The organism is Pedobacter anseongensis, assembly GCF_037482965.1.
Taxonomy (GTDB): domain Bacteria; phylum Bacteroidota; class Bacteroidia; order Sphingobacteriales; family Sphingobacteriaceae; genus Pedobacter; species Pedobacter anseongensis.
The window spans coordinates 1,516,675-1,539,163 of the sequence record NZ_JBBHKB010000001.1 but is presented as its reverse complement, the minus strand read 5'-3'; the positions used below and the strand labels follow the sequence as shown (position 1 = coordinate 1,539,163).

At 37.6% G+C, this 22,489-nt stretch carries 23 protein-coding genes; 1 reads left to right on the top strand and 22 read right to left on the bottom strand.

Annotation, left to right across the window (positions count from 1 at the left end; all coding sequences use genetic code 11):
* The 22 genes from WG904_RS06860 to WG904_RS06755 all read right to left on the bottom strand — a co-directional run bounded on the left by WG904_RS06860 (position 1) and on the right by WG904_RS06755 (position 21,001).
* A complete protein-coding gene (locus tag WG904_RS06860; RefSeq protein WP_339578552.1) occupies positions 1–1,485 on the bottom strand; it encodes a complex I subunit 4 family protein in 1,485 nt (494 codons plus the stop codon).
* A 19-nt stretch (positions 1,486–1,504) separates the two neighbouring features.
* Complete coding sequence (gene nuoL / locus WG904_RS06855) at positions 1,505–3,406, bottom strand: NADH-quinone oxidoreductase subunit L (protein WP_339578551.1); 1,902 nt, start codon at positions 3,404–3,406, stop codon at positions 1,505–1,507.
* An 11-nt stretch (positions 3,407–3,417) separates the two neighbouring features.
* The gene (nuoK, locus tag WG904_RS06850) at positions 3,418–3,747 is read right to left on the bottom strand and encodes an NADH-quinone oxidoreductase subunit NuoK (RefSeq protein WP_339578550.1); all 330 of its coding nucleotides are present in this window, start codon (positions 3,745–3,747) and stop codon (positions 3,418–3,420) included.
* On the bottom strand, positions 3,740–4,246 hold the full coding sequence (locus WG904_RS06845) for an NADH-quinone oxidoreductase subunit J family protein (RefSeq protein WP_339578549.1): 507 nt from the start codon (positions 4,244–4,246) through the stop codon (positions 3,740–3,742). Before WG904_RS06845 ends, nuoK begins: the two co-directional genes overlap by 8 nt.
* A 115-nt stretch (positions 4,247–4,361) precedes the next feature.
* Positions 4,362–4,862 (bottom strand): NuoI/complex I 23 kDa subunit family protein, encoded by a 501-nt coding sequence (locus WG904_RS06840; RefSeq protein WP_339578548.1) that lies wholly within the window; start codon positions 4,860–4,862, stop codon positions 4,362–4,364.
* A gap of 9 nt (positions 4,863–4,871) precedes the next feature.
* Positions 4,872–5,909, bottom strand: coding sequence for an NADH-quinone oxidoreductase subunit NuoH (nuoH, locus tag WG904_RS06835; RefSeq protein WP_339578547.1), 1,038 nt, complete (start codon positions 5,907–5,909; stop codon positions 4,872–4,874).
* Positions 5,909–6,919, bottom strand: a complete 1,011-nt coding sequence (locus WG904_RS06830) for an NADH-quinone oxidoreductase subunit G (RefSeq protein WP_339578546.1) — start codon at positions 6,917–6,919, stop codon at positions 5,909–5,911. Before WG904_RS06830 ends, nuoH begins: the two co-directional genes overlap by 1 nt.
* A 2-nt stretch (positions 6,920–6,921) precedes the next feature.
* On the bottom strand, positions 6,922–8,298 hold the full coding sequence (nuoF, locus tag WG904_RS06825; protein ID WP_339578545.1) for an NADH-quinone oxidoreductase subunit NuoF: 1,377 nt from the start codon (positions 8,296–8,298) through the stop codon (positions 6,922–6,924).
* On the bottom strand, positions 8,298–8,810 hold the full coding sequence (locus WG904_RS06820; RefSeq protein ID WP_339578544.1) for an NADH-quinone oxidoreductase subunit NuoE family protein: 513 nt from the start codon (positions 8,808–8,810) through the stop codon (positions 8,298–8,300). The genes nuoF and WG904_RS06820 overlap by 1 nt, the downstream gene beginning before the upstream one ends.
* Complete coding sequence (locus WG904_RS06815) at positions 8,803–10,017, bottom strand: NADH-quinone oxidoreductase subunit D (protein WP_339578543.1); 1,215 nt, start codon at positions 10,015–10,017, stop codon at positions 8,803–8,805. The genes WG904_RS06820 and WG904_RS06815 overlap by 8 nt, the downstream gene beginning before the upstream one ends.
* A gap of 6 nt (positions 10,018–10,023) precedes the next feature.
* Positions 10,024–10,524, bottom strand: coding sequence for an NADH-quinone oxidoreductase subunit C (locus WG904_RS06810; protein ID WP_339578542.1), 501 nt, complete (start codon positions 10,522–10,524; stop codon positions 10,024–10,026).
* Positions 10,524–11,066: an NADH-quinone oxidoreductase subunit B gene (locus WG904_RS06805; RefSeq protein ID WP_339578541.1), complete on the bottom strand. Its 543-nt coding sequence runs from the start codon at positions 11,064–11,066 to the stop codon at positions 10,524–10,526. Before WG904_RS06805 ends, WG904_RS06810 begins: the two co-directional genes overlap by 1 nt.
* A 212-nt stretch (positions 11,067–11,278) precedes the next feature.
* Positions 11,279–11,650 carry an NADH-quinone oxidoreductase subunit A gene (locus WG904_RS06800; protein WP_339578540.1) on the bottom strand — a complete coding sequence of 124 codons (372 nt, stop codon included), beginning with the start codon at positions 11,648–11,650 and terminating at the stop codon, positions 11,279–11,281.
* A gap of 80 nt (positions 11,651–11,730) precedes the next feature.
* Entirely contained in the window at positions 11,731–13,458 is a 1,728-nt protein-coding gene (locus WG904_RS06795; RefSeq protein WP_339578539.1) for a tetratricopeptide repeat protein, read from the bottom strand.
* Between the two features lie 115 nt (positions 13,459–13,573).
* On the bottom strand, positions 13,574–14,458 hold the full coding sequence (locus WG904_RS06790; protein ID WP_339578538.1) for a substrate-binding domain-containing protein: 885 nt from the start codon (positions 14,456–14,458) through the stop codon (positions 13,574–13,576).
* Between the two features lie 236 nt (positions 14,459–14,694).
* The gene (locus WG904_RS06785; protein WP_339578537.1) at positions 14,695–15,519 is read right to left on the bottom strand and encodes an energy transducer TonB; all 825 of its coding nucleotides are present in this window, start codon (positions 15,517–15,519) and stop codon (positions 14,695–14,697) included.
* A 29-nt stretch (positions 15,520–15,548) separates the two neighbouring features.
* Positions 15,549–16,091: an ExbD/TolR family protein gene (locus WG904_RS06780; RefSeq protein ID WP_339578536.1), complete on the bottom strand. Its 543-nt coding sequence runs from the start codon at positions 16,089–16,091 to the stop codon at positions 15,549–15,551.
* Between the two features lie 8 nt (positions 16,092–16,099).
* Positions 16,100–16,717 carry an ExbD/TolR family protein gene (locus WG904_RS06775; RefSeq protein WP_339578535.1) on the bottom strand — a complete coding sequence of 206 codons (618 nt, stop codon included), beginning with the start codon at positions 16,715–16,717 and terminating at the stop codon, positions 16,100–16,102.
* A gap of 84 nt (positions 16,718–16,801) precedes the next feature.
* Complete coding sequence (locus WG904_RS06770) at positions 16,802–17,683, bottom strand: MotA/TolQ/ExbB proton channel family protein (protein ID WP_339578534.1); 882 nt, start codon at positions 17,681–17,683, stop codon at positions 16,802–16,804.
* Positions 17,684–17,975: 292 nt separating this feature from the next.
* Positions 17,976–19,571 carry a phosphoenolpyruvate carboxykinase (ATP) gene (gene pckA / locus WG904_RS06765; RefSeq protein WP_339578533.1) on the bottom strand — a complete coding sequence of 532 codons (1,596 nt, stop codon included), beginning with the start codon at positions 19,569–19,571 and terminating at the stop codon, positions 17,976–17,978.
* A 132-nt stretch (positions 19,572–19,703) separates the two neighbouring features.
* The gene (locus WG904_RS06760; protein WP_339578532.1) at positions 19,704–20,060 is read right to left on the bottom strand and encodes a translation initiation factor; all 357 of its coding nucleotides are present in this window, start codon (positions 20,058–20,060) and stop codon (positions 19,704–19,706) included.
* A gap of 59 nt (positions 20,061–20,119) precedes the next feature.
* Entirely contained in the window at positions 20,120–21,001 is an 882-nt protein-coding gene (locus WG904_RS06755; protein WP_339578531.1) for a diacylglycerol/lipid kinase family protein, read from the bottom strand.
* 165 nt (positions 21,002–21,166) lie between these two features.
* Between WG904_RS06755 and metK the strand changes: the two genes are divergently transcribed.
* Positions 21,167–22,417, top strand: coding sequence for a methionine adenosyltransferase (metK, locus tag WG904_RS06750; RefSeq protein WP_339578530.1), 1,251 nt, complete (start codon positions 21,167–21,169; stop codon positions 22,415–22,417).
* Positions 22,418–22,489 lie beyond the last annotated feature (72 nt).

The following is a 22,489-nucleotide window of genomic DNA, read 5'->3' as shown; positions in this document are numbered from 1 at the left end:
TTAGTTTAACCCTGTTAATTTTTGATTTACTTGTTCCAATAAATGTTGTATTGATGCTTCAGATAAATGTAAGATCGGCTTAGGATAAACTCCCATTACTACAATTAATACACATATCGTATAAAGCACAATTTTTTCTGTCCCTTTGATATCTGTGAAAGTGACTGTTAATGCATTCGTTGTGCCTAACATCACTTTCTGATACATTCTAAGCATATACACCGCTCCGAAAATGATGGTTAAGCCAGCAATGGCGCCTAACCAAGCACTATAATTATATACGCTAAATAACAATAAAAACTCTCCGATGAAACCATTGGTGCCTGGCAAGGCTACTGTTCCTAAAACGATAACTAAAAAAGCAATTGCCAATTGCGGAGCTACTTTGGCTAAACCGCCCAATTCTTCGATTTTATTGGTTTTAAGTCGTGAAGAAATAATGTCTAGCACAAAGAATAAGCCTACAACGTTAATACCATGACTTAGCATCTGCACCATCACGCCTTGCAAACCTTGTTGTCCGAGATTACCAAGATTGTAGGAAGCGAAAATACCTGCTGCAATTAACCCAACGTGAGCTATTGATGAATAGGCTACCAAGCGTTTTGCATCCTTCTGAGTGAACGCAATAAGTGATGCATATAAAATCCCTATCACCGATAAAATCATCGCCATACATGCCCAATCTTGAACTCCATGAGGCACAACTGGCAACAACCATCTAACTACCCCATAAATACCCATTTTTAGCATAATTCCCGATAGCAACATGGTTCCTGGTGTAGGTGCCTCAGTATAAGTATCTGGTTGCCAGGTATGGAACGGAAAAATTGGCATTTTAATAGCAAAGGCAATAAAAAAAGCCCAAAATATCCAACCTTGTTGATAGTTATCTAGGTTTAATTTGTAAAATTCGCCGATATCGAAGTTATGAGCAGGATTTTGTAGGTATAAATAAATAATTCCTAATAACATGAAAAGCGAACCCGCAATGGTATAGACGAAAAACTTCATATTTACCTTTATTCTATCTTTTCCGCCCCACATAGCGCAGATGAAATAAATAGGTATTAAAGCTGCTTCCCAACCGATATAAAATAAAAAGCCATCTAATGCAGTAAATACTAAAAGTAAACCACTCTGCATAAATAGAATCAATGCATAAAAACCATTTGCATTTTTATACTCACGATTAAATGTAGATAAGATAATTAATGGTACAAGTACATTCGTTAAAATTATCGTAATCAAGCTAATGCCATCCATCCCTACATGGAAGTTTATGCCCAATTGGTTAATCCAAGGATAATTAACTGCAAATTGTGCGCTGGCGTCTGGTGTAAATTTGCACCATAAACCAATTGTTGTGGCAAGCGTAAGAATCGAAAACACTAATGCGCTTATCTTTGCCGTGTTTTGCTTAGCAAGTGCAGCGGTAAGAAGGGCGCCAACTAATGGCAGAAATATGAGTATTAAAAGTTCCATTTATATATATTGAACCGAATTAAGCGATAGATAAATAAGTATATAGTAACAGCGCGACGATACCGAATACCATCATAAAAATATAAAAGCCAACATTTCCAGACTGAAGCAAGCGTAACCCTTTACTTCCCTCATTTGCTGTCCAACCTAATCCATTTACTAAACCATCTATTACTTTTTTATCAATTATGCGATAGAAAAAGGTAGAAAATGCATCGAGTGGTTTTCTAATGATGAAATCATAAATCTCATCCAAATAAAATTTGTGATAAGAGATTTTAGCCAAAATTGAGCGTTCCCCTTCATCGGCAACAGGCACATGCGCACCCTTAACATATTTTGTATACGCATATAATGTAGCACCCAAGGCCGCCAATACCGAAACACCCATTAGCGCAAACTCTGTAGTATGATCCAAATTCAATTCATGGTGAGTAATTCCTGCGCCCTCTAACCAATGTGCCAACCATTCATTACCTCCAAAAACCGCAGGAATATTAATTAATCCACCAATTGCCGCTAAAACAGCAAGAACAATTAAGGGTAGAGTCATTGTTTTTGGCGACTCATGTATATGATCTTCCGCATGGTGTGTTCCTCTGTACTTTCCAAAAAAGGTTAAATACATCATCCTAAACATATAAAATGCCGTTAGAAAAGCAGTAAACAAACCAATTGCCCAAAGCACTTTATTATGGGCAAAAGCATGTGCTAAAATCTCATCTTTTGAGAAAAATCCAGAAAAAGGTGGGATACCTGCGATAGCGATCGTACCAATCATCATTGTCGCAAAGGTAATTTTAAGTTTAGATTTTAATCCACCCATCTGGCGCATATCTTGCTCGTGATGCATAGCATGAATAACCGAACCGGCGCCTAAGAATAACAATGCTTTAAAAAATGCATGTGTTAATACATGGAAGAATGATCCTGTATATGCCCCTACGCCCAATCCTAAAAACATATATCCCAATTGTGAGACAGTAGAATAAGCGAGTACTTTTTTAATGTCTGTTTGTGTTAAAGCAATAATTGCAGCAATTAAAGCCGTTGCGGTACCAATAATAGCAATTACATCTTGTGTGTGGGGTGCCAAATCGAACAATACACTCGAACGGGCAATCATATAAATACCTGCCGTTACCATGGTTGCAGCATGTATTAATGCAGAAACAGGTGTAGGCCCGGCCATCGCATCTGGTAACCAGGTAAACAATGGTAATTGCGCAGATTTACCACAAGCTCCAACAAATAACAATAAGGTGATAAATGTTACCGCAGCGGTACCCGGCATCATGCCTGCTGCTAGTGGGAATACTTTCGCAAATTCCACGCTACCAAAGGTTATAAAAATTAAAAACACACCCAAAAGGAAGCCCAAATCCCCAATGCGGTTCATTACGAAGGCCTTTTTTGCTGCACTTGCATAGTTACCATTGGTGTACCAAAATCCGATTAAAAGATAAGAACATAATCCTACGCCTTCCCATCCTATAAACATGACAATGTAATTCGACCCTAATACCAAAATCAACATAAAGAAGATAAATAGGTTTAAATAGCTGAAAAATTTACCAAATCCAGCATCATCGTGCATATAACCTATTGAATAAATGTGGATTAAAAATCCTACCCCCGTTATGATCAATAACATCAACGAGCTTAGCGGGTCGTATAAAAATGATAATGGGATATGTAAATTACCAGCATTGATCCAATCGAACAAATCGATGGTAAATTGCTTTTGTGTGCCAGCACCTAATTCGAAAAATAAGGCCACACTCAAAGCAAAAGATGCGAAAATAACACCACTTCCAATAAGGCCAATTAGGCTCTTGCTAAGTGTATTTCTGCCTAAGCCATTAATTACAAAGCCTAAAAGCGGAAGCAAAGGAATTAACCAAAGTAAACTATTTATCATCTTCTATATACTTACCACTTAAGGCGGTTTAAAACATTAATATCTATCGATTGTGTATTCCTGTAAACCATTACGATAATACTTAATCCTACTGCAACTTCTGCAGCAGCTAAAGCCATAATAAAGAATACGAAAACTTGGCCAGATGGATCATTATGGTGAACTGAAAACGCTGTAAGTAATAAATTAACTGCATTTAGCATTAACTCTACCGACATAAAAATAACAATGGCATTTCTGCGCGTTAACACCCCAACTACACCAATTGTAAATATGATGGCGCTTAACCAGATATAATGATTAAGTGGAACGGTTTGCATGGTTTGTGTTAAATTATCCATTTAATTTTCCCTCCTTCTTGGTTAATAGTACAGCACCTACCATGGCCGTTAATAATAAAATAGACGACAATTCGAACGGCAGCATAAAAGGACCGAATAATTCTTTTCCTAGATTTTTAACCAAGCCCAAATTAGGGTTCTGTAATACCAGCGGACTATTAACCGACACAGCTTTAAACGATCCAATTAAAGTTACAGCTAAACAACCTCCGGCAATTACACCTAAAATCTTCACTAAGCCAGATTTATTTGGCTCGTTTTCTTTGTTCAAGTTCAATAACATCAATACGAAAAGAAAGAGGACCATGATAGCGCCCATGTATACGATAAAATTTACTACCGCTAGAAATTGTGCGTTCAACAGAACATAATGTACCGTAAACGTAAAAAAGGTAAGAATTAAATACAGCACGCTATGGATGGGGTTCTTCGAAAAGATTACCATCAGCGAAAATAGGATGCTTAATGTTGCTACAAAATAGAATACTGATGTACCCATTAATTTAGTTTTTTAGTTTTTAACCTCCTCGTCATTGCGAGGCACGAAGCAATCTCATTTGCTAAGTCTATTGCTTTAGGATTGCTTCGTTCCTCGCAATGACACTTGTATATTATTATTTAGTTTCTAACGGCGCCTCTACCAACTTATCTTTCCCGTAAATAAAATCTTTACGCAAGTAATCTGATGGCACAATTGGTCCATCCAGGTAAATTGCTTCTTTAGGGCAGGCTTCTTCACATAATCCACAAAAAATGCAACGCAACATGTTAATCTCATAAACTGCTGCATATTTTTCTTCACGGTATAAGTTTATCTCTTCTGGCTTTCGCTCTGCAGCAATCATTGTAATTGCTTCAGCAGGGCACGATAGCGCACATAATCCACAGGCTGTGCAACGCTCTTTCCCCTCCTCATCTCTTTTTAAAGAATGCATCCCTCTCCAGTTAATCGAAAACTCTCTTTCTTGTTCTGGATATTTTATGGTCGAACTTCTCTTAAAAAAGTGGCTCATTGTAGTACCTAAACCTTTAACAATTGCTGGCAAATACATGCGTTCAGCAAAGTTAAGTGGTTTTTGTTCCAGTACTTTTTTCTTATTACTTAATGATTCCATATCTCCTCCTTAAAACTTATTTACAACGGCGATAACAACGCCTGTAATAATAATATTCGCAATAGCTAAAGGAATCAACCCTTTCCAGCCTAAATTCATCAATTGGTCATAACGGAAACGAGGAATTGTCCAACGTACCCACATGAAGAAAAAGATGAACATAAATATTTTCAAAAATAACACAGCTGTTCCAATTAATGGCGCTGCAATAGGACCCACATGGGCAGCTACCCAATCCATACCTGGATAATTATACCCACCGAAATAGAGCGTTGCCATCACGGCTGATGAAACAAACATATTGATATACTCTGCAAATAGGTAAAAGCCCAATTTCATTGATGAGTATTCGGTATGATAACCGCCAATTAATTCAGTTTCGCACTCTGGTAAATCGAAAGGTGCACGATTCGTTTCAGCAAAGGAACAAACCATAAAAATGATAAAACCAAGTGGTTGATAAAGTACATTCCAATGCCAACCGTGTTGCTTTTCTACAATTTCCCTTAAACTTAAGGTATTAGTTAAAAGTAAAAGTGCAATAATCGATAAACCCATCGCTACTTCATAACTAATGTTTTGAGAAGCTGCACGAATAGCGCTTAACAACGAATATTTGTTATTCGATGCCCATCCACCAATCATCACCCCATAAACACCTAATGATACTACACCAAAAAGATAGAGTACACCTACGTTAATATCTGTTACTTGAAGGGGAATAATTCTTCCTCCTACATTAAGATCTTGCCCCCAAGGAATAACCGCCGTGCCGATACAGGCACAAAGCATAGCCAAGCCCGGACCAACCATAAACAACCATTTACTGGCATTCGAGGGAATAATCTCTTCCTTCATAAACATCTTTAATCCATCGGCCAAAGGCTGTAAAATGCCAAAAGGACCTGCTCTATCCGGGCCTAAACGATCTTGTAAAAATGCTGCCACTTTTCGCTCTGCATACGTAGAATACATTGCAATTAGCAAGCTTATGGCAAACAAAACCGTAACCAGCAAAAATTTCTCTATTACAAAATTAATATCCATTAGAATTTTACGGTTTTTTCAAGTTCAACTTTATTTGCTTCTTGCAAAGCCAGATTTTCTTTAATTACAGGCAATGGCTTAAAGGTCTCGTAGTGATTTGATGAAATTACTGAAGTATCTGAAATATGCGTTGGCTGTTCTATGTTCCAATCTGAAGTGGCTTTTTTATCAAAACGGCAGGTATTGCAGATAAATGATTCCACTTCACCAAATTGGTCTTTGCGTGCTGTTACTCGTAAAACATCTTCGCCTTTATACCATAAGGTTACTTTACCATCGCATTTTTCATGATCACAATTGCGATGTGCATCAACTGGCTTCGTAAACCAAACCCTATTTTTGAATCGAAACGTTTTGTCGGTTAAGGCACCTACCGGACAAACATCAATTACATTTCCAGAAAAATCATTATCAACAGCGGCCTGGATATATGTAGAGATTTCTGAATGATCACCTCGATTTAGAATTCCATGCACCCGCTTATTTGTAATTTGATCCGCTGTAAATACACAACGGTAGCACAAAATACATCGATTCATGTGTAATTGAATTTTATCGCCAATATCGATTCTTTCGAAAGTACGACGCTCAAATTCATACCTTGTTCGTTGCAATCCGTTCTCATAGCCCAAATTTTGTAAATCACACTCTCCCGCTTGGTCGCATATTGGGCAATCTAAGGGGTGATTAATCAACAACATCTCAACTACACCACTTCTAGCTTCTAAAACCTCAGGTGAGGTAATGTTTTGAACCTCCATACCATCCATCACCGTGGTTCGACATGAAGCCACCAATTTAGGCATTGGCCGAGGATCCTTTTCAGAACCTTTGCTAACCTTAACAATACAGGTACGACATTTACCACCGCTACCTTCCAGTTTCGAATAATAGCACATTGCAGGAGGTACAATATCGCCCCCAATTTGCCTTGCGGCATTAAGGATTGTTGTACCTGGCGCTACTTCAACGGTAATTCCGTCTATTGTTACTTTCATTAAGTCAGCCATGATTATAGATTATCCTGTTTAACTTCTTCAACTTTTTTCTCTATTGGTTTAGCATACTCTGCTAAGCCATAATTACTTGTTAAGCATTTTACTGGCTCCTTCACATGCCATTCGAACTCATCTCTAAAATGGCGGATGGCACTGGCAACTGGCCAAGCCGCTGCATCACCTAGCGGACAAATGGTATTTCCTTCTATCTTTTTAGACACATCAACCAATAAGTCGATATCGCTCATTTTTCCGTGTCCGTATTCTAATCTATGCAATACTTTTTCTAACCAACCCGTTCCTTCTCGACAAGGCGAACATTGTCCGCAGCTTTCATGGTGATAAAAACGAGAGAAATTCCACGTATTTCTTACTATACATTGATCTTCATCAAAGGCAATAAAACCACCCGAACCTAACATCGTTCCCGTTGCAAAACCACCCTCAGAAAGCGATTCGTAGCTCATTAATCGTGGTTCTCCATTGGCATATTTCAGCGTTAAATTAGCTGGCAAAATTGGCACTGAAGATCCGCCAGCTACGGTAGCTTTTAGCCTCTTTCCGTTGGCAATGCCACCACAATATTCATCTGAATAGATAAACTCTTCTACTGGTAAGCCTAATTCAATTTCATAAACGCCTGGTTTTACTAGATTTCCCGAAGCTGAAATTAATTTTGTGCCCGTACTTCTGCCGATACCGATTTTCGCATATTCATCTCCACCATCGTTAATGATGGGTACGACAGCTGCAATCGATTCAACGTTGTTTACTACAGTCGGACAACCATATAATCCCGCAATCGCAGGGAAAGGCGGCTTTATACGAGGATTACCTCTTTTACCTTCTAATGATTCTAATAAAGCCGTTTCTTCACCGCATATATAAGCCCCACCACCTGGTTGAACATATAATTCAAGATCATAACCAGATCCTAATATATTTTTACCTAAAAACCCAGCTGCTTTGGCTTCGGCAATTGCCTTTTCAAGGATGCGGATTTGCGGCATCATTTCGCCACGTACATAGATATACGACGTATTTGCGCCTAAAGCGAAACTCGACACAATCATTCCTTCGATTAATGCATGCGGAATATACGTCATCAAATACCTATCCTTAAACGTTCCAGGTTCTGACTCATCAGCATTGCATACCAAATAGCATGCAACGCCTTCTGGCTTAGCCAAAAAACTCCATTTCATCCCCGTAGGGAAACCTGCACCACCACGACCGCGTAAACCCGATTTTTTTACTTCTTCCACCACTTCATCAGGTGTTAAAGTTCTAATCGCTTTTTCAACAGCACGGTAACCGCCTTTTTGACGGTATACCTCTAGCGTATTAATGCCAGGTACGTTTATATGTTCGAGTAATAGTTTACGTGACATTATTTCTTGCGTAAATTGTCAATCAATTCATCAACCGATTGTTCGGTTAAATTTTCGTAAAATGTATATTCTGGACCAATTTGAAGTACAGGTGCATATCCACAGGCCGCTAAACACTCTACACCTCTCCAGCTAAATAGTCCATCTGCCGTTACTTCACCCTCTTTAACGCCTAATTTCCCTTCAATATGGCTCATAATTTTTTCGGCACCCACCAAACAACATGGTCCAGTACGGCAAACCTCCAAAACGTATTTCCCTTTTGGTTGCAAAAAGTACATGCTATAAAAAGAGGCAACTTCATACACTTCAATAGGCTCAATGTTTAGATATTCAGCTACTTTATCCATTGCCTGCGCACTCGTCCACCCAAACTCGGCCTGTACCAAGTGCAAAATGGGCAACAATGCCGATTTTTGCTTCCCTACAGGGTAACGTTTTACTATTTCATCAAAATTAGCCAACAAAGCTGACGAAAATGCTACAGGTTGTTGTTCTTCTACTTTAAGCATCTAATTCTCCTGCAATAATGTTCATGCTACTCATATTAATGATGGCATCTGATAACAGCATGCCCTCACTCATTTTGGCGAACATCGAATAATTAATAAAACTTGGTCTTCTAAAGTGTAAACGATAAGGGGTTCTTCCGCCATCGTTAATTAAATAGAATCCCAATTCTCCATTACCACCTTCTACAGCATGGTAAACTTCTGCTTTCGGAGCATCAATTTCTCCCATCACAATTTTAAAGTGATAGATTAATGCTTCCATATTATTGTAAACTTCTTCTTTTCCTGGTAAATAAAATTCGGGCACATCGGCATGAAAAATACCTTTAGGCTCCGATTTTATTTTTTCCATAGCCTGTTCAATAATGCGAACACTTTGCCACATTTCTTCATTACGAACTAAGTAACGATCGTAGATATCGCCACTAGTACCTACAGGAATGTCGAAATCGAAATCCTGATAAGAAGAATAAGGCTCGCTGGTGCGCACATCATAATCCACACCCGTTGCACGTAGAAGCGGGCCTGTCCACCCGAAACTCAATGCATTTTCTTGTGTAACCTCCGCTACGCCAGCGGTACGGTCAATAAAAATACGGTTCCGATTCAATAAACTTTCAAACTCACGTAACGCAACAGGAAACTCTTTTAAGAATTTATCAATCTTTGCAAATGCAATCTCGTTAAAATCTCTTTCTAAGCCACCTATTCTTCCAATATTCGTAGTTAAACGTGCTCCACAAATTTCTTCATAGATTTCATAAATATGTTCTCTAAACTGGAATAGATAAAGGAATGTTGTTGTTGCACCTGTATCTTGTGCAATAATGGTGTTGCAAATAATATGATCTGATATTCTGGCCAATTCCATAATAATCACCCGTAGATAATCTACACGCTTTGGAATTTGAATACTCAATAGTTTTTCGACCGTCATGTGCCATCCCATGTTGTTGATGGGTGAGGAACAATAATTTAAACGGTCGGTTAGGGGTGTAATTTGATAAAAAGGACGATGCTCCGCAATTTTTTCGAATGCACGATGGATATATCCAATTGTAGATACGCCACTTACTATACGCTCGCCATCTAATTGCAATACGTTCTGAAAAACACCATGGGTTGCAGGGTGCGTTGGTCCTAAATTTAGGGTTACCAACTCATTCTGAGGATCGTTATCTGTATATACTGGTTGATTATGTTTCATTTCTGTTTATCTACCAAAGTATTCGTCTTTTTTATCAACCCTGTTCGGGTCTTCTAATGGGTATTGCTTAAGCATAGGGTGAACGCCCAAATCGTCCATATTTAAAATTCTTCTTAAATCTGGATGCCCCTCGAACTTCACTCCAAAAAAATCATACGTTTCGCGTTCCATCCAATTTGCTGAGTTCCACAAGACGGACGCAGTTGGAATAGTAGGATCATTTTCGTGAAGAAAAACTTTTAACCTTACCCGTATGCCACTTACCATACTATGCAAATGATAAACTATTGCAATTTGATTTTTCTCTGGATAGTGAACCGCTGTAATATCAGTAAGGAAATTAAAATTGATTTTTCCGTTGTCTTTCAAAAAAGATAAAACTGCGATTAATCTATCCTTATGCGTTGAAAAAGTGAGCAAACCATAAGGCTCTGTTACATCAAATAACTGCTCGCCAAATTTCTCGCCAAGTAAATCAATGATCTCTGTATTTGTTACTTTAGCCATTATTCTATTCCGTAAGAAGCTAACATTTGTTTGTACTGATCAGAATACCTTCTTCTTCCCGATTCATTTTTTACTAACTCTTGTATTTTTCCAAAACCATCTAAGATAGCTTCTGGCCGTGGAGGACAACCTGGAACATACACATCTACCGGTATAATTTCATCAATTCCTTGTAATACAGAATAGGTATCGAAAATACCTCCGCTCGATGCGCAAGCACCAACGGCAATTACCCAACGTGGTTCTGCCATTTGCAAGTATACCTGTTTTAAAACCGGTCCCATTTTTTTTGCGATGGTACCCATTACCATTAAAAGATCGGCCTGACGTGGAGAAAAACTTAATCTTTCGGCTCCGAAACGACCAAAATCGTAGTGCGAACCCATGGTAGCCATAAATTCGATACCGCAGCAAGATGTGGCAAAAGGTAAAGGCCACAATGAATGTGAGCGAGCCAAACCGATAACCTTATCGAGGTTAGTGGCAAAAAAGCCAGAGCCTTCTATGCCTGGGGGCGCATCAACTATATTAATTTCACTCATGTTAATAAACAAAAAATGCTTATTCCTAATACAGAATAAGCAGCAAATTTACAATATTTAGCACTAAAAAATGGAAGCGATAATTATTTAGAATGGATATAAATAATTTTTGGCTTGTGTGTATTGAATTACCTGCTAAGAAAGAATAAGTTCCTCAATTGTGAGTTGTGAATTGTGAGTTGTGAAACGCAAACAGGCAACCCGCAACTAAACTAATTCCAATCTAATGCTTTCTTCCTCAAAATATAGATAAACCCTAACAAAAGTGTGCCCATAAATATGAACATTTCGATAATACCATTCCATCCCAGCTCTCTAAAATTAACAGCCCATGGGTACATGAAGATTACCTCTACATCAAAAAGCACGAATAAGATTGCAACTAAAAAATATTTAATAGAGAAAGGCTGACGCGCATTGCCCACTACTTTCACGCCCGCTTCGAAAGTAGATAACTTATCGCTCGTTTTACGCTTTGGCCCTAAGAAATGTGTAGCAAACAAGGTTACCACTACAAAACCTAATGCAACTATAACTTGAAATATAATGGGTAAGAAATCTTGAGCAGTACTGGTGGTTTCCATGATAAGTATTTTATGCAAAATTAAAATAAAAAGGCAGGATTTACAAACCCTGCCTTTTTATTTATTTAATTCTTTAACTATTATTTTTTTGGAGGTGCCGGTGGCGGAGGTGTTCCGCCATTTAATACCTTTAAATTTTGAGTAGCAAATGCATTTGCAGGATCTAAAGCCAAGGTTTTATTTAAATACCCTATTGCTTTGTCTTTATCCTTTACCGAATAATAAGATGCTAAGTAATTATATACATCAATTAAGGCTTTTGGATTTGCAGCTCCTTTTTCAGGGTGCGTAACGGTTAGCACATCAATATATTTCAAATAATGTGGCACAGCCAAACCAACGGGAGCCTCGGTGTTATCCAATACTTTACCAATCCGAGCCCTATACAAATACGCACCATCAACATCATGTGCCGGAGCTAAAATATTAACCATTGCAAATGCGGTATCTGCCTCAACCAAGTATTGTCTAGTTCCTGGCTTTCCAGCTTTTAACTCATCAGAATAGGCAAAATAGTTAGATAAACCTAAATAATAATAATTTGTTGGATTATTTATATTTCCTGGCTTTAAGGAGATACTTTTCTTAAGTACTTGTGCCGCTTTATCATACTTTCCAGCAGTATACAATTTCTGTCCAATTTGAGCTAATTCTTCAGCCTTAGTAGTATCCAATTCTACACCTTTTGTAGTATAAGCTATCGCTAAACTGTCATTTCCCAAGCCTTCATAAGCTCTACCTAATAAAAAGTAGTCGGTAACTGCAATACGTGATGAGTCCTCTGGTTTAGCAAATAATTGGTTTAAACTCTTTACAGCTAGGTCGAAATTTTTCGTATCTACAGCCGAATACCCTTGCAAACGATTAATTACAAAACTTTTCGGATTGCTTGGATCTGTCTTTAAGGTCGGCAACTCTTTAGCTAATGCAGTCCAATCTGCAGCATAAACTAGGAACTGAGCGTAACGAAAACGAGAGTCGAACGATTTGTCGGTTAAGTCTAAATACTTTCTGTAGCTTGCTAACGCTTCTGTACGTTTTGCTTCTGCCGTAGGATCCTTAAGTGACCATTGGAGTTGAATCTCCGCTAACTCGCGATAAGCTGGGCCATAATTAGGATCAGCTTCGATTACCTTTTTCACATTCGCCTCCGCATCAGCATAACCCCCAGCCATTTTAATCATTCTTGCAACCTGTACTTTTACACGTTTAATATTCGGATCAATATCAGAAGCTTTTGAATATTGCTCATATGCTTTTGAATTGCTTATTTGATCTGCCCAATAATCACCCAATGCAATAAATACTTCAGGATCTTTATCCTTGCTATCTAACTCATCAGCTTTAAGTAAATAGGGTAATGCCGCTTCATAATCAGGCTTATAACCTTCAGGGAGCTCAAAATAGGCTTTACCGATATACATGTAGGTTTCATAATCCTTTTTACCTAAATCAATAGCTTTATCGAAATTTACCTTTGCTGCTGCAGGATCTTTTTTAAACAAATCTGCATGGCCTAAACCCACATAATTCAATGCATTTTTCGGATCAGCAACCGTTCCTTTACTGAATATTGCTTTTGCAGAATCTACCTCATCTAATGCGAGATAAACATTGCCTAAATTAAAATAAACTTCACCTTCTTTAGCATCCGAAACAGTTAATGTTTTAAGCATACCTGTCGCTTTTTGGTACTGCTCTGCATCTATGGCCTTCTTAGCGTCAGCTAAACTTTGAGCAAATGAGGCAGCCCCACCCATCACTATCAAGCCTAATGTTAAGGCTATTGTTTTCTTGATCGTTTTCATCGTCGTCATTTGTTAAATTGATATGTAGCTTTCTATAGTAATTATGGTTCTCCTACAGTAAAACTATTAATTTAGTTTAAATATAATACTTATTTATTTAATATTAAAATCTTAGTTATCTAATATTAATGTCTCTTGAAATCATCTTATGTGGACCTAGTCCAGATTTAAGTACGATTAACTGTCCTCTCGGACTATTTAACCAATTTGCAAATCCTGTGCCTAAACTGTTTGTACCCTCGCAATTTATAATATAAATATTTCTTAAAAAAGGATACACCCCATTTATTAGGTTATTTTGGGTGGGTGTATAAAAATTTTTACCTTTTAACCCTTTAACTGCCATTATTTTAACTTTGGCCACATCCGCCAAACTGTCACCCTCATTCCTTATTAGCCAGTTAATTCCCAGCACACCGATATAATCTTTGTGCTCGGCAACATACTTAATTACATCTTGGTTGGTGTTTAACGTATACACACCCGACTTTGGTAGGGTGGTAACTTTTGCCGAATCCATAAAGTACCTAACAGTGCTTGAATTGGCATTATCAAAAACAAGTTTTTTGCCGGTATTTACCCCTCTTAAAATATCAAAAACTTCTTTAGCTGTAATCAGCGTATCGGTATTTTGGCTATTGGTAATTAAGGCTATCCCATCTATGGCAAATCTATCGCTAAAAATAGCAATTTGTTTTTGTTTATAATAATATTCTTCACTCGGTTTTAGCAGGCGCGATAAAATAATCATCCGCTTTTTACCACTTAAAAGTTCAGGCAAAATCTTTGCTTCATTCCCAGCTATAGTGGTTACTTTTGCATCAGGATAATCACTAGTAAATACTTCAATTTGATCATTGAGCACTCGAGAAAAAGATTCATCAACCAATATTGTGGTTTTGCCTGATGTTCGGCTATCTGATAGTGATTTACTTTTTTTTCCCCTATTGCACGAAATAAATAGCAGCAGAATTAATACCACACTTAAAGTCCTCATCATCTAATCGTTCTGTTTAATTATTCGCCCAAACCGTATCCCTGCATAAATCACCAACAAAATAGCAAATGCAATTCTGTATTCTTTCGGAAATTTGTCAGGGTCTAATCTAAGTATATCACTAAAAAATATAAGCACAATAGCCAGAGTTACAAAAATAGTAACCATGCATATCCCCAAAATAAACAGAAATCGCTGTTGAGGCGATTTCTGTTTAAAAAAATTCAAATTCAACATGCTTATTGCGGCATTGTAAATTTAAGTGGAATATTATATTTCACACGTACAGGCTTACCATTTTGCATCCCTGCATTCCATTTCCTACTTAATCGCAATACGCGAATCGCCTCATCGTCTAGGCCATAACCTAATTTACGGCCCTCAACTCTAACATCTGTAAGCGTACCATCTTTTTCAATCGTAAACGTAATGTAAACGGTACCTTGTATGTTATTTTCACTAGCCATAGCCGGATACTTAACCGTATTACCTACCCAATCATAAAACTTCTGAATACCGCCTGGGTACGTAGGTGGGTTTTCCATACTCACTTGATCATAAATTGTATTATCCTCTACAATTTTAGCTTGCTTTGGCCCTTCACCAGCTGGCGCAATCTGCACGATATCCGCAGTTGGATCGCCCTCAATGGTTTTCTGTCCGGGATCTGCTACTTTCAAATCTACTGCCTTAGGTGGTTCTTCATCACGCACCTCTTCATCCGGTTTTACAATAGGAGGAGGGAACTTGATTTGATCCGTCTTAGGTGGTGGTGGCTCAACTGGAGGCGGTGGTATCACTTTCTCGTCGAGTGGTGGAGGTGCTTGCATAACAACCTCTGTTTGTTTTTCCGGCTCTTTTTCTGGTACCAATCCTGCAATCAAAGCGTAGATCTTTGGTGCCATGAAGAGTAGGATAAATACCACCGATGCAATAAGTAATGATTTGCTGGTATTTGCTGCATTTGTCTGACGAAGCTCATAAGCTCCGTAGCTCTTGTTCTTTTTAGCAAACACTACATCAAGCCACTCTTTATTAAATAAATCTATTTTAGATCCAAACATTGCTTAATATTTTAAGTATTATTAATTATTTATAGAATTCCCTGTTTCTTCATGAATTCTCTTTCTTCTGGTGTTAGATGTTTAGGGTCGTCATCCACTGCAGGTGCAGTAAGGTTAGTTTTGGTGATATTTAATAAATCCATCATATCTACAAAATTCTTATATGTAGCCACGTCGGTTGGTTTAATAATCACCATAATATCTTTACCTGAAGCATCCTTCACTTTTTTCTTATTCTCTAACAACGATTTCATTACGCCAGTATAGCCTTCGATAGTTGGCGAAGATTCGCCCATTATACCCATATACCACATTACCTTATTTTGTTTACCTAAGATAACGGTCATGGTTAACGACTGCTTAACTTCCAATCTGTTGTCATTTTTTTCGTCCTTATCAGGCTTTGCAATATCCATTGCAAGGGGCTTTGATAATGAGGTGGTGAGCATAAAGAAGGTAATCAACAAGAAAGCCAAATCTACCATTGCTGTTAAATCAACACGTGTAGATTGTTTTTTGCTTCTTACTTTACCACCTTTATCACCACCGCCGCCGGTATTTAATTCTGCCATCTTATCTTTTATTTAGCAGCAGCTTCTGCTGATGTGATTAAACTAAATGTGTTAATTTGTTGTTTTTGAAGAACGTTTACAATATCTCTAATGGCCTTGTATTCCTCATTAGAATCTCCTTTAATGCTAATACGCATTTTAGTATTGTGCAAATCAGCAGTTGCTCTTCTCGAAGCCTCAATCCATCTATACAACTCACCAGTTTGGGTCGAATCTGTTGGTATTCCAACTTCTAGCCCCGACTTGGTACGCTCCTCCCCACTCATATCAATGTAATTGGCTAACTGGTTCATCGGAACGCCGAAAGCTGATATTACACCAAAACGTTGATATTGTTTAGGAGTGAAGGAAGTACCATAAAGTTCTGCCATTTTTTGAAGCGTCAACTTTTTTACATCCTGTCCAATAATTTCCATGAACACTTTTCCTTTACCAACACTTAAAATTGCTAAATCTTTATCTGGCACTTTTATCTGAACCGTAGACGATGGAATTTTAATATCCAAAGGGTCTGGCTGACGAGAAGTTGCCGTTAAAATAAAGAAAGTTAACAACAAGAAGGCTACATCGCACATTGCAGTCATATCTACTGCCGTACTCTTTCTTGGAACTTTTACTCTAGGCATAATCTAAAAATTATAATATTTTAATTAATGATGTTAATTTTTCCGGTTTTCCATAAAGCCGGCAAAAAAAAATTAAAATAATTTTTATTTATGTGTACTAGCGTAAGTTTGGATGATGCTAAATCCTGCTTCATCAATTGCATACGTTAATTTATCAATTTTTGAAGTTAAGATGTTATACATGATAATTGCAACGGTAGACGTACCGATACCAGTAGCTGTATTAATCAAAGCCTCAGAAATACCTGTTGCTAGCGCCGCTTGATCTGGTGCACCTGAGTTAGCCAAACCACCAAACGCCTTAATCATACCTGTTACTGTACCCAACAAACCCATTAATGTACCTACAGATACCAACGTAGCAATAATTGTTAAGTTTTGCTCTAACATTGGCATTTCTAATGAAGTTGCTTCTTCAATATCTTTCTGAATAGCTAAACACTTTTGGTCGGTATCCATATTTGCTTCAACTTCCATTTCGCTGTATTTCTTCAAGCCAGACTTGATTACATTCGCTACAGAACCTTCTTGCTTATCGCATTCAGCAGATGCTGCTGCAATGTTGCCAGAAGCTAAAAGTGATTGAATTTTTTTAACGAAAGAATCTAAACTTCCTTTACCGGTAGCTTTACCAATTACAATTAAACGCTCTATTGAGAACACGAATACCATTAAAAGCATACCCATTAGAATTGGAACGATGAAACCACCTTTGTAAGCCATACCGCCATAGTTACCTGGATGTGGTAAAAAACTGTGGGTATCGTCATTATAAAAAGCTAATGATACAGTACTGTTGTTTTTAGCAATATCATCAGGAATACTGAAGTTACCAGGTCTACCCAATACAAATATGAATAAACTTATCCCGATAAGGATACAAATTGGAATTACGAGCGTTGCAAATACATTAGATGCAGTAGAGCTCTCTTTTTTAACTGTTGTTGGTTTTGGTGCGTTTGCCATTTTTTTTTAGTTTTTTAGTTTTTAGTACTTGTTTTTAAATTTAGATAAATTATTTAAATATTATAGTAATACACACAACGATTTTAAAACGTTATTGTTGCGGTAACAAATTTATAAATTGATTTTAAATTACAAATTAAATAATCATTACACAATTAATTCGTTACGTTGCTTGTCGCCTTTTAGGTAACCATAGGTGTATAACTAAAAAAGATTGCCTTTTGTCGAGACAATCTTTCACAATTAAAACTAAAAATTTAATTAAAACCAAATTTTATGGAAAAAAAATACATTAAATTATGTTTTCAACAACTTTGGGTAGTGCATTTTGGATTTCTTCTGAAGCAAACGTTTCAAATTGCTTAAAATTATTCAAAAATGCAATGGCAAGCTCATTTGCCTTTATATCGTACGCACTTTTATCCATCCACGTATTCCTTGGGTCTAATATTTCTGATGGTACACCTGTGCATTTCTTAGGCATCAGTAAGCCAAATACAGGATGCTCTATAAAATCTTCATTCTCCAAACTTCCTTTTAAAGCAGCTGTAATCATTGCTCGAGTGTAGCCTAGCTTCATTCGTTGCCCTACTCCATAAGCCCCACCACTCCATCCAGTATTTACTAGCCACACATTTACCTGGTGTTGTTGCATCTTTTTACCTAACAGTTCGGCATACTTAGCAGGATGAAGAGGTAAAAATGCTTTTCCGAAGCAGGCCGAAAAAGTTAATTGCGGCTCGGTAACTCCTGCTTCTGTACCTGCAACTTTTGCTGTATAGCCAGAAATGAAGTGGAACATGGCCTGACCCGGGTTTAATTTAGAAATTGGAGGCAATATCCCACAAGCATCGGCTGTTAAAAAGAAGATGTTTTTTGGTATGCTAGCAACCGAAGGCGAAACGGCATTACCTATATAATTTATAGGATAAGCTACTCTCGTATTTTCTGTTTTCGTAATGTCCGAAAAATCGACCGTTCGTGTACCTAAAAAATAATTGGTATTCTCTAAAAGGGAGCCAAATTTAATGGCATTAAAGATTTGAGGCTCCTTTTCTTTGGTGAGGTCTACACATTTTGCGTAACATCCTCCTTCGAAATTAAAAATCTCGCTATCGCTCCAACCGTGCTCATCATCGCCAATTAAGCCACGTTCTGGATCAGCAGATAACGTAGTTTTTCCGGTACCTGAAAGCCCAAAAAAGATAGCAGTATCTCCATCATTTCCCACATTGGCTGAGCAATGCATTGATAACGTGTTTTTTTGCGACGGCAAAATAAAATTTAACACCGAAAAAATGCCTTTTTTTATTTCCCCAGTGTAGGCCGTGCCTCCAATGAGAATAATTTTTTTTGTAAAATTTAATATAGAGAAATTACCTTGTCGTGTACCATCCGTTTTTGGGTCGGCATTAAATGAAGGCGCGGAAATAATTGTCCATTCACTCTGCTCAGGCACCTCCTTTTGTTCAGCGTATCTCAAAAACAGGTGATGTGCGAATAAATTTTGGAAAGCATCTTCTGTCACTACTTTTATACTCGTTTTATAGTTTTCACTGGCACAGGCATAGCAATCGCGTACATAAATTTGCTTATCACTTAAATGTTCAAGTACCTTTTCTAATAAAACATCGAAATGTTGAGGGCTAAATTTGAGATTAATATCGCCCCACCAAACCGTATCTTGTGTTAATTCATCGCAAACAATAAATCTATCTTTTGGAGAGCGGCCCGTAAATTTGCCGGTATCAACAGCAAGTGCGCCAGAATCGACCAAGGTTCCTTCGCCATTTTTTAATGCTTCCTCAACTAACTCGGCTACGCTTAGCTGATATTTAACAGATTTAGCACGTAGATTGCCCACGCCATTTAAATTCATACTGCTCATATATTTGGTTTAATACGCTGCAAAGCTAAGCAGATATTCACGCAAAAAATATGAATTTTATGGAAAAATTTTACTTATTGTGGCAAATACACTAACATTTAAATGATTGATTATCAGATAATTAAACTATAATTAACCGCCAGATTTTTTTACTTTATAGCCTTCTTTTTGAAGCAGTAAAATCACCTTATCCCTAAAATCTCCTTGGATTAATATTTCACCCTCTTTTGCTGCCCCTCCAACCCCACATTTACTTTTTAAAAACTTCGCTAACACGTGTAACTGATCGTCGTTACCCCGATATCCAGTAACGAGCGTCACGGCTTTTCCACCACGATTTTTACGGTCGAGTGTTACCCTTAAGTCTTGTTGGGCGTTTGTTAGGTGTTCATCGTTTTCAGATTGATGATCTTCGTACACAAACGACGGATCAGTAGAATACATGATTCCGCCAAAGTCGTTGATGATTTTCCTTTTTTCTTTTGCCATGTTTTTTGTTTTTGGCTACAGATACGCAGATTTTAACATCCAAATCTGCCCATCTGCGGCTATCTAGTTGTTATTACATTCAAAGCCTTTGGAATAATTTCAATATCAATATTCTTCCCCATAAAAAAAGGCTCCCCATCTATATGTATCGAATTTTCTATGGTCCTAATAATGCTAATTTGTTTACCGCTAATAATTTCTACCCATCTCGAGTGGTGTGTTTTAGACCTAAACATTTCGTAAGCGAGCACTGGAAGTTTATACCATGCTAATGGCTTCACAATACAAACTTCTAATAATCCATCATCAAGCGTAGATTTTGGCGAAATGTGCACATCATTTCCATATTGCGAAGAGTTAGCCACACTTAAGATAAATGCATCTCTTTTGTAAATTATTCCATCTATTGTAATTTCGTAGGTTTCTGATCGATAAGATTTTATCTCTTTGAGCACCATTTGAAGATAGCCTTTTAGGCCTCGCGTTTTATTCCCTGCGAAAACAGCGCTAATATGGGCATCAAAACCTAACCCAGCCATATTAAAAAAGTACTTACAATTTAGTGTTGCGGCATCTATCGTGATTATGTTGAGTTCATTAATTACCTTAATTGCTTTCCTAACATTCATGGGTATATTTAACGATCTTGCCAAACCGTTTCCTGATCCAAAAGGGATAATGCCTAGTATTTTTTGTTGACCGATAAGTTTGCCCGCAATTTCATTAATGGTTCCATCGCCACCAACGGCCACTATAATATCAAAATTCTTATTGGCGGCTTCTTCTGCAATTTCGGCCGCATGCCCAATATAAGAAGTAAAACTAAAATTGGCATTAAACTTCGAACGATCTAAATACCTATCTATCAAAGCCGGGATTTTTTGCTTTTCCTTGCCTCCTGATATTGGATTAATGATAAATAAGATATTTGATTTTAACAATGGATTGCTTTTAAGGTAGGACAAAATAATTGATATTTTTTGACTATTAATAATATTTATAGTAATTTTGTAGCATTAAAAAGGTGGACCGATTTGCGATGCTCTTAAATAAGAGCTGGATTGCAACCACGTAAAAAAAAGTGCTAATTAAACTAATCATCCAAAATGTCATATTTATTTACATCAGAATCTGTATCTGAAGGTCACCCAGATAAAATTGCAGATCAAATTTCAGACGCCCTAATTGATAATTTTTTAGCATTTGACACCGAATCGAAGGTTGCTTGCGAAACATTGGTAACTACAGGCCAGGTTATTTTAGCGGGAGAAGTAAAATCGAAAACATACCTTGATGTACAGCAGATTGCTCGGGATGTAATTAAAAAAATAGGTTACACTAAAAGTGAATACATGTTCGAGGCTAATTCTTGCGGCATTTTATCGGCCATTCACGAACAATCGCAAGACATTAACCAAGGGGTTGATAGAAGTACTAAAGAAGAGCAAGGTGCGGGTGATCAGGGAATGATGTTTGGTTATGCAACCAACGAAACCGAAGATTTTATGCCTTTGGCATTAGATTTATCGCATAAATTATTACAAGAACTTGCCGTTTTAAGGCGCGAAAATAAAGAAATTACCTACCTAAGACCCGATGCAAAATCGCAGGTTACCTTAGAATACGACGATAATAATAAACCTGTTCGTATCGATGCCATCGTAATTTCTACACAACATGATGATTTTGATGAAGAAGCCACCATGTTGGCTAAGATAAAACAAGATCTTATAACGATTCTTATTCCACGCATCATCAAAAATAATCCACAATACGCACACTTATTTAACGATAAAATCGAATATCACATTAACCCAACGGGTAAATTTGTAATCGGCGGTCCACATGGCGATACTGGGCTAACCGGTAGAAAGATAATTGTAGATACGTACGGTGGTAAAGGCGCTCATGGTGGTGGTGCATTTTCGGGTAAAGATCCAAGCAAGGTAGATCGCAGTGCGGCTTATGCTACGCGTCACATTGCAAAAAACCTTGTTGCGGCTGGCGTGGCTGACGAAATTTTAGTACAGGTATCTTATGCAATTGGCGTGGCAAAACCAATGGGAATTTACATCAACACTTACGGCACAGCTAAAGTAAGCAAAACCGATGGTGAGATTGCAAAAATCGTTGAAGAGCTATTTGATATGCGTCCATACTTTATCGAACAACGCTTAAAATTGAGAAATCCTATATATAGCGAAACTGCTGCTTACGGACATATGGGCCGTAAACCAGAAACGGTAACCAAAACTTTTAGAACCCCTAATGGTGAAGAAAAAAATGTTACGGTAGAGCTATTTACCTGGGAAAAATTAGATTTCGTAGCTAAAGTTTCTGCAGCGTTTAGCCTGTAACATTAAAAAATAGAAGGCCTTGGATATAAATCTAAGGCTTTTTTGTCTAACGTTCGTATGGGTTTAAAATTC

Bases quoted from the DNA above. Each gene is read 5' to 3' on its own strand.
- WG904_RS06860 (WP_339578552.1), bottom strand. From the start codon at position 1,485: ATGGAACTTTTAATACTCATATTTCTGCCATTAGTTGGCGCCCTTCTT.
- nuoL (WP_339578551.1), bottom strand. From the start codon at position 3,406: ATGATAAATAGTTTACTTTGGTTAATTCCTTTGCTTCCGCTTTTAGGC.
- nuoK (WP_339578550.1), bottom strand. From the start codon at position 3,747: ATGGATAATTTAACACAAACCATGCAAACCGTTCCACTTAATCATTAT.
- WG904_RS06845 (WP_339578549.1), bottom strand. From the start codon at position 4,246: ATGGGTACATCAGTATTCTATTTTGTAGCAACATTAAGCATCCTATTT.
- WG904_RS06840 (WP_339578548.1), bottom strand. From the start codon at position 4,862: ATGGAATCATTAAGTAATAAGAAAAAAGTACTGGAACAAAAACCACTT.
- nuoH (WP_339578547.1), bottom strand. From the start codon at position 5,909: ATGGATATTAATTTTGTAATAGAGAAATTTTTGCTGGTTACGGTTTTG.
- WG904_RS06830 (WP_339578546.1), bottom strand. From the start codon at position 6,919: ATGGCTGACTTAATGAAAGTAACAATAGACGGAATTACCGTTGAAGTA.
- nuoF (WP_339578545.1), bottom strand. From the start codon at position 8,298: ATGTCACGTAAACTATTACTCGAACATATAAACGTACCTGGCATTAAT.
- WG904_RS06820 (WP_339578544.1), bottom strand. From the start codon at position 8,810: ATGCTTAAAGTAGAAGAACAACAACCTGTAGCATTTTCGTCAGCTTTG.
- WG904_RS06815 (WP_339578543.1), bottom strand. From the start codon at position 10,017: ATGAAACATAATCAACCAGTATATACAGATAACGATCCTCAGAATGAG.
- WG904_RS06810 (WP_339578542.1), bottom strand. From the start codon at position 10,524: ATGGCTAAAGTAACAAATACAGAGATCATTGATTTACTTGGCGAGAAA.
- WG904_RS06805 (WP_339578541.1), bottom strand. From the start codon at position 11,066: ATGAGTGAAATTAATATAGTTGATGCGCCCCCAGGCATAGAAGGCTCT.
- WG904_RS06800 (WP_339578540.1), bottom strand. From the start codon at position 11,650: ATGGAAACCACCAGTACTGCTCAAGATTTCTTACCCATTATATTTCAA.
- WG904_RS06795 (WP_339578539.1), bottom strand. From the start codon at position 13,458: ATGAAAACGATCAAGAAAACAATAGCCTTAACATTAGGCTTGATAGTG.
- WG904_RS06790 (WP_339578538.1), bottom strand. From the start codon at position 14,458: ATGATGAGGACTTTAAGTGTGGTATTAATTCTGCTGCTATTTATTTCG.
- WG904_RS06785 (WP_339578537.1), bottom strand. From the start codon at position 15,519: ATGTTTGGATCTAAAATAGATTTATTTAATAAAGAGTGGCTTGATGTA.
- WG904_RS06780 (WP_339578536.1), bottom strand. From the start codon at position 16,091: ATGGCAGAATTAAATACCGGCGGCGGTGGTGATAAAGGTGGTAAAGTA.
- WG904_RS06775 (WP_339578535.1), bottom strand. From the start codon at position 16,717: ATGCCTAGAGTAAAAGTTCCAAGAAAGAGTACGGCAGTAGATATGACT.
- WG904_RS06770 (WP_339578534.1), bottom strand. From the start codon at position 17,683: ATGGCAAACGCACCAAAACCAACAACAGTTAAAAAAGAGAGCTCTACT.
- pckA (WP_339578533.1), bottom strand. From the start codon at position 19,571: ATGAGCAGTATGAATTTAAATGGCGTGGGCAATCTACGTGCTAAATCT.
- WG904_RS06760 (WP_339578532.1), bottom strand. From the start codon at position 20,060: ATGGCAAAAGAAAAAAGGAAAATCATCAACGACTTTGGCGGAATCATG.
- metK (WP_339578530.1), top strand. From the start codon at position 21,167: ATGTCATATTTATTTACATCAGAATCTGTATCTGAAGGTCACCCAGAT.